Below are 12998 nucleotides of genomic sequence, written 5' to 3' on the forward strand. Positions count from 1 at the left end.
GGCCCGAACCCATATCAGCCCGCCACCAGGCTCGGACGTTTTGCGATGCCCTCCCACCAGGCCTGGATGTCGGCGAACGCCGCAAGCAGCTTTTGCCCGTCGGCGACCTTGACGAAATAGGCGATGATGGATGCCGCATGCAGGTCGGCCAGCGTCAGATGGTCCCCGAGCAGCCACGGCCCGGGAGGCTTGAGTGCGGTGAGCACCCGCAGCACCGTTTCCGCCTGGCGCAGCCCGTTGGCGACCAGTGCCTCGTCTGGCGCTTCCTTCTCAAGCCGCTCGACGGCGACGTCCCAGACCATCGATCTGTAGGCATAGGCGTCGAGCATGCCGATGATCTGGTTCATCGTTGCGCGGGTGCGGGCGTCTTTTGGCTGCAGTGCCGGGCCGTCGAACGCCTCGTCGACATAGCGAGCGATTGCGCTGGTTTCGAACAGGCGAAACCCGTCATGCTCGAAGGCCGGAATGCGGCCGAAAGGGTGATGCTCGAAGTACCAGGCGGGAGTGCCCTCGGCGGCAAAGACATCGACCGGCACAAGGTCGTAGTCGATGCCTTTTTCCGCCAGCACGAGGCGGACGATGCGCACATAGACGCTGTAGTCCGCCCCGTAGACGACCGGCTTGGCCATGGCTGCCGGCTTATGCCATCGCCTTCTGCAAATTCTCGTCGATCTTGTCGAGGAAGCCGGTGGTCGACAGCCATGGTTGGTCGGGACCGATCAAGAGCGACAGGTCCTTGGTCATGAAGCCGCTCTCAACCGTCTGGATGCAGACCTTCTCCAGCGTGTCGGCAAACCGCTTCAACTCGGCATTGTCGTCGAGCTTGGCGCGGTGGGCGAGGCCGCGCGTCCAGGCGAAGATCGAGGCGATCGAATTGGTCGAGGTTTCCTCGCCCTTCTGATGTTGGCGGTAGTGGCGCGTCACGGTGCCGTGCGCGGCCTCCGCTTCCACCGTCTTGCCGTCCGGCGTCATCAGCACCGAGGTCATCAGGCCGAGCGAGCCAAAACCTTGCGCCACCGTGTCGGACTGGACGTCGCCGTCATAATTCTTGCAGGCCCAGACATAGCCGCCAGACCATTTCAGGGCGGAGGCCACCATGTCGTCGATCAGCCGGTGCTCGTACCACAGCTTCTTCGCCTTGAACTCGGCCTCGAATTCAGCCTCGTAGACCTCCTGGAAAATGTCCTTGAAGCGGCCGTCATAGGCTTTGAGGATGGTGTTCTTGGTCGAGAGATAAACCGGATAATTGCGCAGCAGGCCGTAATTCAGCGAGGCGCGGGCGAATTCGCGGATGGAATCGTCGAGATTGTACATCGCCATGGCAACACCGGCGCCGGGTGCGTCGTATACGTCATGCTCGATCACCTTGCCGTCCTCGCCGACGAACTTGATGGTCAGCTTGCCCTTGCCGGGGAAGCGGAAGTCGGTGGCGCGATACTGGTCGCCGAAAGCATGACGGCCGACGATGATGGGCTTGGTCCATCCCGGCACCAGACGCGGCACGTTCTTCATGATGATCGGTTCGCGGAAAATGGTGCCGCCGAGAATGTTACGGATGGTGCCGTTCGGCGACTTCCACATCTTCTTCAGCTTGAATTCCTCGACGCGCTGCTCGTCGGGCGTGATCGTCGCGCATTTCACGCCGACGCCCCATTTCTTGATGGCATTGGCCGAATCGATGGTCACCTGGTCGTTGGTGGCGTCGCGGTGCTCGACGCCGAGGTCGTAATATTCGAGCTTCAGGTCGAGATAAGGGTGGATCAGCTTGTCCTTGATGAACTGCCAGATGATGCGGGTCATCTCGTCGCCGTCGAGCTCGACGACCGGGTTCGCCACCTTGATCTTCGCCATGAAAAGAATGCCTCGCTTTTGGGGAACAAAACGGCCTCGCCCGCATGGCTTCGGCCGGGTATGCGGAGCGTATATCAAAGCCTATTTGGCCGCGCAAACGACGATCCGTGCAGAATGGGTCGTCTGTGCTGCGGCGGTTTTTCGCAAAAGCTTCATTTTGCCGAGCGGATGTGGCAGGGAACGATGAACATGCCGCAAACAGCAGTTCACTGAGATCATGTCCGCCGTCGATCATCCTGAAGACGCATCCGCCGCCGCCCCGGCGATCATCCTGGTCGAGCCGCAGCTCGGCGAGAATATCGGTATGGTTGCGCGCGCCATGGCCAATTTCGGTCTTGCCGAGTTGCGTCTCGTCAATCCGCGTGACGGCTGGCCGAGCGAGAAGGCGCGCGCCGCCGCCAGCCGCGCCGACCATGTCATCGATGCCGTAACAGTGTTCGGCGACCTGGCGTCCGCCGTCGCCGACCTCAACTTCGTCTTCGCCACCACGGCGCGCGAGCGCGACGGCTTCAAACCCGTGCGTGGTCCGGTCGAGGCGGGCAGGGCGCTGAGGGCGCGTCAGATGGCCGGCCTGCGCACCGGCATCTTGTTCGGCCGCGAGCGTTTTGGGCTCTACAATGACGAGGTCGGGCTGGCCGACGAGATCGTCACCTTTCCGGTCGATCCCGGCTTTTCGTCGCTCAACATCGCCCAGGCCGTGCTGTTGATGTCCTATGAATGGATGAAATCCGGCCTGGAGGACGAGACGGCGACTAATTTCTCCAGTCCTGAAATGAAGCCGGCAAGCAAGGAAGAGTTGCACGGCCTGTTTGCCTATCTCGAAGGCGCGCTCGAAGCGCGCGGTTATTTCCGCCCGGCGCCCAAGAAACCCAAGATGGTCGACAATCTGCGCGCCGTCTTGACGCGCGCCGGTTTCGCCGAGCCGGAACTGAAAGTGCTGCGCGGCATCATCTCGTCGCTCGACCGGTTTTCGCCGGCCATGCCGCGCGGTGACGGCTCGCCGGGAGACGATCCAAGGCGTTTGCCGGCCGCTGCGCGAAAACGCCAGGCAGACAAAGAAGATTAGAAATCGCTAAGCTTCGAACGGCTGAAGTAACCAAACTTTATTTGCTTCTCATCCATTGTTGTCAAAACGGTGGGGTGGCAGATGTTCACGTCCAAAATCGGCCGTATGCGCTTCTTCTTCTATTCGCTCGGCGTAGCCCTGCTCGAGGCCGTTCTTGCTGTGCTGTGCATCGTTGGCACGGTCGGCTTTGAGGGGCTGGTCAACTCGGCGCCCGGTCCATCGCGGCAAGGGATGGCAGGCGCGGTTCTGGTCGTTTCCCTCCTGGCCGTGGTCATGCGTGCCAACATCGCCTGGCGACGCAGCCGCGACGCCAACGGCAAAGCCTGGATCCTGTGGTCCTACATCGTGTTCTGCGCCATCTACGCCTTTCTGCAGGCAGGCACGCTGCTGGTCATCGATTTCAACAATCCGGAAAGCACGTCCAGCGGTTTGAACCTGCTTGCGCTGTCGATCTTTGGCCTTTGGTGCACGATTCTGATGGCTAAGCCGGTGGCGGGCATCAATATCGACGAACTGACATCGGTTTTCGATTTCGATGGCGATACGCCCATGCCTGCGGCATCCGGCCGGACGGCCAGCAGCACGGCACAGTCTTCCATGCGCAACGCCACACCGGCCACGCGCTCGGTGCCGTCCGCCCAGCCTCTGGGCCGTCCGCGGCCCGCCGGCTTCGGCAAGCGCGGGCTCTAGAGCAACCGAGGCAAGGTCGTCTTCGCCGGCTTTGCATGGATGTTGCTAACATTCGCCACTTCAAGGCCATGATGGTTGCAGATAGAACGGCATTGGCCAATGACCGCCAAGCCTTCTGATCCAGCCTCTTTCATGGTCCGATATCAATGAGCCACCGTCCGATCCTGATGTTTGATTCCGGCGTTGGCGGATTGACCGTGCTGCGCGAAGCGCGCGTGCTGATGCCCGACCGGCGCTTCGTCTACGTCGCCGATGACAAGGCCTTTCCCTACGGCGCGTGGGAAGAGCCGGCGCTGCAGGCCCATATAGTCGAGCTCTTCGCCAAGCTGCTCGACCGTTTTGATCCGGAAATTTCGGTCGTCGCCTGCAATACCGCTTCGACGCTGGTGATCGATGCGTTGCGGGAAAAATTCCCTGGCCATCCCTTTGTCGGCACGGTGCCGGCAATCAAGCCGGCTGCCGAGCGCACCCGGTCCGGGCTGGTCTCGGTGCTGGCGACGCCGGGCACGGTGAAGCGCCAGTACACGCGCGACCTGATCGGCAAATGGGCGCAGAAATGCCATGTCCGGCTGGTCGGCAGCAACAATCTCGCCGGACTGGCCGAGGCCTACATGCGCGAGGGCTTTGTCGACGAGGAGGCCGTGCGTGCCGAGATCGCACCGTGTTTTGTCCAGCATGACGATTTGCGCACGGACATCGTCGTGCTCGCCTGCACGCACTATCCGTTCCTGGCCAATCGCATGCGCAAGACCGCGCCCTGGCCGGTCGACTGGATCGACCCGGCCGAAGCGATTGCGCGGCGCGCTCTGTCGCTGCTTCCGGCTGTCGACGGGCCATTGCCGCAAAGCGAGCCCGACATCGCCGTCTTTACCTCGGGAAAGGCGGACTTCGCAATCAGCCGGCTGATGCAGGGTTTTGGATTGAGCGCACGCTAATGCATGTCGCCCAAAAGTGCGCAGCGGTTTTGGGACAACGACATGCATAAAAACAAAAAAACTAAAGCGCGTCGCCGACGCGCTTTAGACAGGTTCGAAGACAATGACGCGCCGATCCGGATCGGCCGAAACAAGCCTTAGCGTCAGGCCATCGCCCTGCCTGAACCCTGAGGCCTTCACATTCGCAACGACAGGCATGTCCGAGAGCTGAACGCGCACACGCTGATCACCGACGTCGGTGACGACGGCCTTGAATGTTTCACCCATGCGCCCCCTCAGCATCACCGCCTCGGCAAGGTCGATGGCCGCGTGGTTGATCTGCGAGGCGCGGGCGCCTGCGCGGCCCATCACCTTCGGCAGTCTGGAAAACGCCTCGGTAACGGCTTGCGGCACCGGCTGGCCGTTGGCGATGGCCAGCACGCAGCGCACGACGTAGCGATCGGCCAGCCGCCTCAGGGGCGCGGTGGCGTGGGCATAGGTCGCGGCCATCGCCTCGTGCCAGGGGACAACGCCTTCTTCATAGGGTTGGTAGGACGCACCGGAGCCGGCGCGGCGGATTTCCAGCATCAGCGCTGCCTGTTGCATGTTGGTCGGATCGAGGGTTCGCTGATAGTCGGACAGGCTGGTCGAAGGAGGCCAGGACAGGCCTAAGGCCCGTGCCGCGCTGCGCAGTCTTTGTACTTTGGAAGCATCGGGCGGCGCCATCACCCGGAACAAGCCGGTCCGGTGTGCCAGCATGGCGTCGGCAATCGCCATGTTGGCGGCCAGCGAAAGTGCTGCGTTGTCTTGCTCGGATTGGAGCAGCGGTCTGAACGCAAGCTGGAATGTGCCATCGGCAAGCTGTTCCACCTCCTGCTCGGGCGGGTCGACGCGCGAAGCGCCGCGACGGTCTTCGGCCGCCGCCATGCGTCGCGCGATTTCGGCGAAGCCGACTGGGACGTCGGCGGCCTGCACGCTGTCATAGGCGAGCTTGGCGCGGCTTTGAATGATTGCCCGCTCCGCGCCATCCAGCCTTACCGCTCCGTCGTCGGCGATCCGGACCGTGAAGATGACAGCCGGACGCGGACCGCCGGGCAGCAAGCTCGCGGCGCCCTCGGCAATGACCCGGGGATAGAGCCCGGCCTTGCCGTCCGGCAAATACAGGGTTTCGCCCCGCGCCCAGGCTTCGCGATCCACCGCGTCGCCGTCCGCGACGAACCAGGCTACGTCGGCAATGGCATAGTGCAACAGAAGGTCGCTACCGCTCGCTTCGATCGAAAACGCTTGGTCAAGATCGGTGGAAGTCGCGGGATCGAGCGTCACGAAGGGCATCGCCGTGCGGTCGGCATGCTGGTCGGGCACGCGCCTGGCCGCCGTCTGTGCCATGGCCATTACATCAGGGGGAAATCCCTCCGGCACATGGAACTCGGTGCGGATTTTCGCGAGGCCGGTGGCGAGTGCCTGCGAGGGATCGTTCAACGATTTCATGGCGCCGTCCTACACCGGCGTTGCGGGCACGGGAAGGTGGTTTTGCCGGCAGTGCCGGCCGACCATGGGCAGGCATGAGCGCGGAACGGAAGTTGACCGCCAGCGCTGGAACCGTCGCCGGAGCGCAACGTTTCTTCCTCTGGCAGCAAAGGAGGAGCCGATATGCCTGCAACCTCAAAAGCACAGCAAAAGGCCGCTGGCGCAGCCCTGTCGGCCAAGCGCGGCGAGACCAGGAAGAGCGAACTTCAAGGCGCGTCGAAGTCGATGTACAATTCGATGAGCGAAAAACAGCTCGAGGAATTCGCAGAGACCAAGCGCAAAGGCCTGCCGGAGAAGAAATCGGCAGACTGAAACCTTGAACCGAGTCGATAAACAAAGCCCGTGGCCGAAACCACGGGCTTCTTCGGTTCAGGCCAAGCCCGAAACCCCTGACGTCACCAGCAGCGCTTCACCTTGTAGCGGATGACCTTCTTGTGGCCATGCCGCCAGATGACCTTCTTCTTCACCACGACATGGCAGGTCTGACGATGCTTGTGGCCCTGCCAATGCTTGGCCATCGCTGGCTCGGGCACGGCGATCGACATCGTCCCGGCCAGGACGGCTGCACCGACCAACGAGAGGAAAAACTTCTTCATGCGACTTCGGGCTCCTTTGGCTCCAGTCCCTTCCTAAATGCCGTCGGCGCAACAACCTCCCGCCGCATCCGGCACGGCACTCAACGCCAAAGACGTGATATGGTTGCCGGGCCCAGCGCCAGCGACGCGCTTGACTCTGCTCAAATCTCCGTTTAACGAGCGCACCAACACCGGGCCGCAATGCCCGGTTGTTTCTTTTGCATGGCAAGCCCGGGAAAGCAGGTTTATCGTTTCCTGGGTTTTGTCTAGACTGACGTGTCCCGTGGGTTTTCCGCCGCGTTGCGTGGGAAAACCCTGTCAGGCCTCGAAAACGGAGGCCAGAGGAGGGCGCGTTTCCTTCACCCGGACCATGAGGCTCCGGGTGGTTTGTTTTGAAAGGGAATGCGATGAGCAAGCGCGAATCCGCGAAGTACAAGATCGACCGCCGTCTCGGCGAAAACATCTGGGGCCGCCCGAAGTCCCCGGTCAACAAGCGTGAATACGGCCCCGGCCAGCACGGCCAACGCCGCAAGGGCAAGCTTTCCGATTTCGGCCTGCAGCTGCGCGCCAAGCAGAAGCTGAAGGGTCACTATGGTGATGTCTCCGAAAAGCAGTTCCGCAAGGTCTATGAAGAGGCTGATCGCCGCAAGGGCGACACCTCCGAGAACCTGATCGGCCTGCTCGAGTCGCGTCTCGACGCGGTCGTCTACCGCTCCAAGTTCGTGCCGACCATTTTCGCGGCTCGCCAGTTCGTCAACCACGGCCACGTCAACGTCAACGGCAAGCGCGTCAACATCGGCTCGTACCGTTGCAAGCCGGGCGACGTCGTCGAAGTGCGCGAAAAGTCGAAGCAGCTGGTCATCGTGCTGGAAGCGGTCGGCCTCGCCGAGCGCGACGTGCCGGACTATATCGAAGTCGATCACAACAAGATGGTCGCGACCTTCTCGCGCATCCCCGGCCTGGCCGACGTACCGTTCGCCGTGCAGATGGAGCCGAACCTGGTCGTCGAATTCTATTCGCGCTGATCGATCGCTTTTCTGCGATACCGGAAAGGGCCGCCCGTCGAGGCGGCCTTTTCTTTGTCGGCCATGTCCGCTAATCCGGCACTCTCGGCTATGGAAAGCGACAAGCCATGAACATGCTGGCAGACATCGAAACAGTTGAACCGATTGCTGAAGGCGGCTTCCATCCGCTGTTTGCCGACGTGCCGTCTTCCGTCGAGTTCAACAAACTGCGCAAGCGGCTGTTGCGGTTGACCCGTCAGGCGGTCGATGATTTCGCCATGGCGAGGCCCGGCGACCGCTGGCTGGTGGCCTTGTCCGGCGGCAAGGATTCCTACGGGCTGCTGGCCGTGCTGCTCGATCTCAAATGGCGCGGGCTGCTGCCGGTCGAGCTGCTGGCCTGCAATCTCGACCAGGGCCAGCCGAACTTTCCGAAGCACATTTTGCCCGACTACCTCGATGCGCATGGCATTGCCCATCGCATCGAGTATCAGGACACCTATTCGGTGGTCACCGACAAGCTGCCTCAGGGCAGCACCTATTGTTCGCTGTGCTCGCGGCTGCGGCGCGGCCATCTCTATCGCATCGCGCGCGAGGAGGGCTGTTCGGCGCTGGTGCTCGGCCACCACCGCGAGGACATTCTCGAAACCTTCTTCATGAATCTAATCCATGGCGGCCGCCTTGCCGCCATGCCGCCAAAGCTGCTCAACGACGACGGCGACGTCATGGTGCTGCGGCCGCTGAGCTACTGCGCCGAGGTCGATCTGGAAAAATTCGCCGCCGCGATGAAATTCCCGATCATTCCCTGCGATCTCTGCGGCAGCCAGGAAGGCCTGCAGCGCAACGCCATGAAGGCGATGCTGGACGATATGGAAAAGCGCATGCCGGGCCGCAAGGATACGATGCTGCGCGCGCTGTCCAACACCAGGCCGTCGCATCTGCTCGACAGAAAGCTGTTCGACTTTGCCGCCCTCAATGGCAGCCTCAGCACAGGACAAGACATTTCCGATGATATTTGACGACCAAGCGATCGACTGGCTGGCCGAGCTTCTCGCCGATGCAGCCAAGGCCGAAATCATGCCACGCTTTCGCCGGCTGGGCGAGGGCGACATCAGACAGAAGACCTCGGCTGCCGACCTGGTGACCGAGGCCGACATCAACGCCGAGCGGCTGATCACGGCCAGGCTGCGCGAGCGCTATCCCACGGCGATGATCGTCGGCGAGGAAGCCTGTTCCGACAATCCGGCGCTGCTTCAGGGGCTCGGCGATGCCGACCTCGCCTTCGTCGTCGACCCGGTCGACGGCACCTTCAACTTCGCCTCCGGCGTGCCGCTCTTCGGCGTCATGCTGAGCGTCGTCGTCAAGGGCGTAACCGTCGCCGGTATCATCCATGACCCCGTAGGCCGGGACTGGCTGATCGGCGCCAAGGGCGCCGGCAGCCATATCCGCCATGCGCATGGCGCGCTGGAGACGGTGCACGTCGCCGATGCCGTGCCGATCTCGCAGATGACCGGCTCCGTCTCCTGGCAATATCTGGCGGAACCGCAACGCTCGCTCCTGGCGCGCAACCAGACCAAGGCCCTGTCGCAGTTCGGCTATCGCTGCGCGGCACATGAATACCGTCTTCTGGCCAGCGGCCATGCCCATTTCGTCGTCTACAACAAACTGATGCCGTGGGACCATCTGGTCGGTGTGCTGATCCACGCCGAGGCCGGCGGCTACACCGCGCGGATCGACGGCAGCGCCTATCTGCCCTCGCATATCGACGGCGGCATTCTTGTCGCCCCGGACAAGGAAAGCTGGCAGGAGTTGCGCAGGGAACTCTGGGCGCAATAATCGGCCCAACTGCTGGTAGAGGCTTTCGTCAAGTATATTGGCTCTGTTATAGTGTCCAATCTCTCGCGAAGTCGGAAGCTGCGAAATGAAACATCGGTCCGCAATTGTTGCAACGGCGCTTGCACTTGCCTTGGCCGCCGCTGGCGCCACTGAGGCAAGATCGCAGGAACGCGCGTGCGGCAGTCGCGATCCCGTCGATACCATAGACGAGATGTTTTCCGCGATCTTTGCCTGTTGGCAGCCGCCGCCTGGAAGTGCTGGCATGACCCTGACGCTGAGTTTCTCAATTCGCAAAAACGGCACGCTGATGGGCAAACCGCGCGCCACTTTCTCCCATATGGGAGATGATGCCTCGCTCAACCGGGTCTTTGTGTCATCCGTGCTCGAAGCTCTCGACAAGGCTCTGCCGATGCCTCTTTCGGACAGCATGGGTGGCGCCTTCGCAGGGCGCCCGCTGTTCCCTCGTTTCACGGCAGTGATTGGCGGCGCATCCTGAAACGCGTCGCTTGAAGGTGGCTGCGGTCTGAGACAAATAAAACTCGTAGCGCAGAACAGTTGCTCAATGCAGGTCGGTGACGTGCCCTGAAATGGGTGGGTTGTGCGGCTGGAACATCTTGCCGCGCTCGGCGATCAGGATCATCAGCAGGGCCGCGACCGAGACGCTGCAGAAGCCGGCGGCAAGCGGCGTCACCGTGCCGTTGAAGGCCTGGCCGATCAGCGTGCCGAGGATGCCGCCGAGAAAAGTCTGCATGAAGCCCAGGATGGACGACGCGGTGCCCGCCAGTTGGCCGAGCGGCTCCATCGCGAGCGCGTTGAAATTGGCGCCGAGCGCGCCGAACGGGAGCATCGCGCTGGCGAAGAAGGTGATGAACAGCCAGAGTGGCATCTTCATTTGAAGCGAAACGGTGAGCCAGGCAAGGCTGATCACTAGGAACAACAGCAGTGCGCTCTGCGACAGGCGGCGCATGCCGATGCGGCCGACCAGGCGCGAGTTGAGGTAGTTCGAAAAAGCGAGAACGCCGGCGACACCCGCGAAGATGACAGGAAACAATTCGCCGACATGAAAAATGTCGACATAGATCTGCTGTGCGGAGGCGATGAAGCCGAACATGGCGGCGAAAATGAAGGTGCTGGCAAAGGCGTAGCAAAGCGCCATGCGGTTGGTGAGCACGATGCGGAAACCACCGACGACGGATGAGACTGTCAGCGGCCGGCGGTACTCCGGATGCAGCGTCTCCGGCAGCCGCAGCAGCGACCACGCCGACACGATCAGCGCTCCGACGGCCATGGTGACGAAGATCCAGTGCCATGTTGCTAACAGCATGATGAACTGGCCGATCCCAGGCGCGATCACCGGGATGGCCATGAACACCATGAAGATCAGAGACATCACCTCGGCCATGCGCCGACCGTCGAACGTGTCGCGCACGATCGAGACGGCGATGACGCGGGTCGCCGCCGCACCGATGCCTTGCACCAGCCGGCACAGCAGCAGGACGGCGAATGACGGGGCGATGGCGGCAGCTGCCGCCGCCACGACATAAATCGCCAGCCCGGCAACGAGCGGCGCGCGGCGCCCGAACCGGTCCGAGATCGGTCCGAAGAAAAGCTGTCCGCCACCGAAGCCCAATATATAGGCGGTGATCACATACTGGCGGTGGTTTTCATTCTCAACGCCAAGCGTGGCGCCGATTTGCTGCAGTGCCGGCAGCATGATGTCGATGGCCAGCGAGTTCAACGCCATCAGCGCCGCGCACAGCGCGATGAATTCCCAGCGCGGAATAGGCAATTTGCGTGCCTGTTGCGGCGCTTTTGCTGGCTGGTCCACGGCGGGTCCGATCTTCAAAACGAATATGCGCCGGCATACCGGCGCATAAGTTCGTCCTCACTCCGATAGGGGGAGGTAACATTTTGCCGGGGCGGGGCTGCCCCGTCTCAACTCAGAATCAGGCTGTCGCTTTGACGCTGACGCCCTTGTCGACGAGCAACGTCTGCAGCTCGCCCGCCTGGAACATTTCGCGGATGATGTCGCAGCCGCCGACGAATTCGCCCTTGACGTAAAGCTGCGGGATCGTCGGCCAGTTCGAATATTCCTTGATGCCCTGGCGCAGTTCGGCCGAGGTCAGCACGTCGACGCCCTTGTAGTCGGCGCCGATGTAATCGAGGATCTGGACGACCTGGCCGGAAAAGCCGCACTGCGGAAAACCGGGCGTGCCCTTCATGAAAAGGACGACGTCGTTGCCCTTCACTTCGCTGTCGATGTAGTCGTTGATGCCGCTCATGAGATATCCTTTCACGCCTGTGGGAGTCAGGCTCGAAGCATAGCCATCAAATAAACCCATAGATGGGCCGAAACAAGATGTTTGCGCCGCCGTCGCGGTAATGGCGCAAAGGATCGCCTGTCTTGGGCCAAGCATCCCTGCCGATTGCAGCCTCCGGGACATGATGAAAAGACGATATGGCGCCGCCCTTCTGATCGCCATCCTGCTGGCCGCGATTGCCGTTGTCTGGTGGCCGAGACGCCCGGAGCCGCCGCCGCTGGTCATTGGCGGTGACCTGCCCGCGCCTTGCCGGAATGTCGCCTTCGAGGCGGTGACCTATGTCGTCTGCGAGACCGATCTTCGCGCCGACATCATCGGTGTTTTCCACGCCGGCGCCGATGGCAAGCCTTTTGGTTCGCTCGAAGCCTTCGACAAGGCGGTTGCGGGCGAGGGGAGGCCGGTGCTGCTCGCCATGAATGGCGGCATGTATCACGAGGATTTGTCGCCGGTCGGCCTGCTGGTCGAGGACGGCAGCGAAAAGTCACGGCTCAATCTTGCCGACGGCGAAGGCAATTTCTTCCTGAAGCCGAACGGCGTCTTTCTGGTCGGCAAGGACGGCAAGGCGGCTGTCATGGAAAGCAACGCCTATGCCGCCGCCAAACCCGATGTCGCCTTCGCCACGCAGTCGGGCCCGATGCTGGTGATCGATGGCCAGATTCATCCACGCTTCGAGCCGAACGGAACCTCGCGCTACGTCCGCAACGGCGTCGGCGTGCGCGGTGAAAACACCGTTTTGCTGGCGATCTCGCGGTCTGAGGTAAGTTTCGGCAGCTTTGCGCGGCTGTTTCGCGACGCGCTACAATGCCGCAACGCGCTGTTCCTCGACGGCGCGGTCTCCGCGCTGTCGGATGGCGACAGGATGATTGTCGGCGGAAGATATCCGGCAGGGCCGATCATTGCCGTGTTGGCAAGCCAGCCGCCGACGCGCTAGGCCAGCCTGGCGTCAGTCCGGCACACTGGTCTGCAACGCCAGCGCGTGCAGCACGCCGCCCATATTGCCCTTCAGCGCATCATAGACCATCTGGTGCTGCTGGACGCGGCTCTTTCCGCGGAAGCTTTCGGCCACCACTTCGGCTGCATAGTGATCGCCGTCGCCGGCGAGGTCGCGGATCGTCACCTTGGCGTCCGGAATGCCGTCCTTGATCAGTTTTTCGATGTCGTGGGCATCCATTGCCATGGCAAAATCCTGTTCTGGGCGGCTAGGCACGAGTGACTCG

Annotated in this window: 16 protein-coding genes; 9 read left to right on the forward strand and 7 right to left on the reverse strand. The window is 62.2% G+C overall.

Features of this window, described 5'->3' with window-relative positions; all coding sequences use genetic code 11:
• Positions 1-14 precede the first annotated feature (14 nt).
• Entirely contained in the window at positions 15-629 is a 615-nt protein-coding gene (locus NKI46_RS21565) for a glutathione S-transferase family protein (RefSeq protein WP_023825120.1), read from the reverse strand.
• 10 nt (positions 630-639) lie between these two features.
• Positions 640-1851, reverse strand: coding sequence for an NADP-dependent isocitrate dehydrogenase (locus NKI46_RS21570; RefSeq protein ID WP_023669114.1), 1212 nt, complete (start codon positions 1849-1851; stop codon positions 640-642).
• Positions 1852-2068: 217 nt separating this feature from the next.
• Here NKI46_RS21570 and NKI46_RS21575 point away from each other — a divergent pair, with 217 nt between their 5' ends.
• The 3 genes from NKI46_RS21575 to murI all read left to right on the forward strand — a co-directional run bounded on the left by NKI46_RS21575 (position 2069) and on the right by murI (position 4542).
• Positions 2069-2917, forward strand: coding sequence for an RNA methyltransferase (locus NKI46_RS21575; protein ID WP_352747823.1), 849 nt, complete (start codon positions 2069-2071; stop codon positions 2915-2917).
• Between the two features lie 81 nt (positions 2918-2998).
• Positions 2999-3607 carry a DUF805 domain-containing protein gene (locus tag NKI46_RS21580; RefSeq protein WP_502896827.1) on the forward strand — a complete coding sequence of 203 codons (609 nt, stop codon included), beginning with the start codon at positions 2999-3001 and terminating at the stop codon, positions 3605-3607.
• A 146-nt stretch (positions 3608-3753) separates the two neighbouring features.
• Positions 3754-4542: a glutamate racemase gene (gene murI / locus NKI46_RS21585; protein ID WP_023684874.1), complete on the forward strand. Its 789-nt coding sequence runs from the start codon at positions 3754-3756 to the stop codon at positions 4540-4542.
• A gap of 84 nt (positions 4543-4626) precedes the next feature.
• Here the strand turns inward: murI and NKI46_RS21590 are convergent, their stop codons facing one another.
• Complete coding sequence (locus NKI46_RS21590; RefSeq protein ID WP_352747827.1) at positions 4627-6009, reverse strand: RNB domain-containing ribonuclease; 1383 nt, start codon at positions 6007-6009, stop codon at positions 4627-4629.
• 162 nt (positions 6010-6171) lie between these two features.
• On the opposite strand from NKI46_RS21590, the gene NKI46_RS21595 reads away from it, so the two are divergent.
• Entirely contained in the window at positions 6172-6360 is a 189-nt protein-coding gene (locus NKI46_RS21595) for a DUF3008 family protein (RefSeq protein WP_023684876.1), read from the forward strand.
• 83 nt (positions 6361-6443) lie between these two features.
• Here NKI46_RS21595 and NKI46_RS21600 read toward each other — a convergent pair whose 3' ends face one another.
• Positions 6444-6644, reverse strand: coding sequence for a hypothetical protein (locus NKI46_RS21600; protein WP_023690200.1), 201 nt, complete (start codon positions 6642-6644; stop codon positions 6444-6446).
• A gap of 386 nt (positions 6645-7030) precedes the next feature.
• Between NKI46_RS21600 and rpsD the strand changes: the two genes are divergently transcribed.
• From rpsD to NKI46_RS30960, 4 genes are all read left to right on the forward strand, one after another.
• A complete protein-coding gene (rpsD, locus tag NKI46_RS21605) occupies positions 7031-7648 on the forward strand; it encodes a 30S ribosomal protein S4 (RefSeq protein WP_023669107.1) in 618 nt (205 codons plus the stop codon).
• A gap of 107 nt (positions 7649-7755) precedes the next feature.
• A complete protein-coding gene (gene ttcA, locus NKI46_RS21610) occupies positions 7756-8643 on the forward strand; it encodes a tRNA 2-thiocytidine(32) synthetase TtcA (protein ID WP_352747829.1) in 888 nt (295 codons plus the stop codon).
• Entirely contained in the window at positions 8633-9460 is an 828-nt protein-coding gene (locus tag NKI46_RS21615) for an inositol monophosphatase family protein (protein ID WP_352747831.1), read from the forward strand. Before ttcA ends, NKI46_RS21615 begins: the two co-directional genes overlap by 11 nt.
• Before the next feature lie 85 nt (positions 9461-9545).
• The gene (locus NKI46_RS30960; protein ID WP_023716000.1) at positions 9546-9956 is read left to right on the forward strand and encodes a UCP034077 family protein; all 411 of its coding nucleotides are present in this window, start codon (positions 9546-9548) and stop codon (positions 9954-9956) included.
• A 63-nt stretch (positions 9957-10019) separates the two neighbouring features.
• Here the strand turns inward: NKI46_RS30960 and NKI46_RS21625 are convergent, their stop codons facing one another.
• Together NKI46_RS21625 and grxD are read right to left on the reverse strand one after the other, a co-directional pair.
• Positions 10020-11288, reverse strand: a complete 1269-nt coding sequence (locus NKI46_RS21625; RefSeq protein WP_023715999.1) for a multidrug effflux MFS transporter — start codon at positions 11286-11288, stop codon at positions 10020-10022.
• Positions 11289-11406: 118 nt separating this feature from the next.
• Entirely contained in the window at positions 11407-11742 is a 336-nt protein-coding gene (gene grxD, locus NKI46_RS21630; protein WP_023669102.1) for a Grx4 family monothiol glutaredoxin, read from the reverse strand.
• 160 nt (positions 11743-11902) lie between these two features.
• On the opposite strand from grxD, the gene NKI46_RS21635 reads away from it, so the two are divergent.
• The gene (locus NKI46_RS21635; protein WP_023715998.1) at positions 11903-12712 is read left to right on the forward strand and encodes a phosphodiester glycosidase family protein; all 810 of its coding nucleotides are present in this window, start codon (positions 11903-11905) and stop codon (positions 12710-12712) included.
• 12 nt (positions 12713-12724) lie between these two features.
• On the opposite strand, the gene NKI46_RS21640 is transcribed toward NKI46_RS21635, so the two are convergent.
• Positions 12725-12958 carry a BolA/IbaG family iron-sulfur metabolism protein gene (locus tag NKI46_RS21640; RefSeq protein WP_010909092.1) on the reverse strand — a complete coding sequence of 78 codons (234 nt, stop codon included), beginning with the start codon at positions 12956-12958 and terminating at the stop codon, positions 12725-12727.
• Positions 12959-12998 lie beyond the last annotated feature (40 nt).

It is taken from the genome of Mesorhizobium sp. M0615 (assembly GCF_040320805.1).
Taxonomy (GTDB): domain Bacteria; phylum Pseudomonadota; class Alphaproteobacteria; order Rhizobiales; family Rhizobiaceae; genus Mesorhizobium.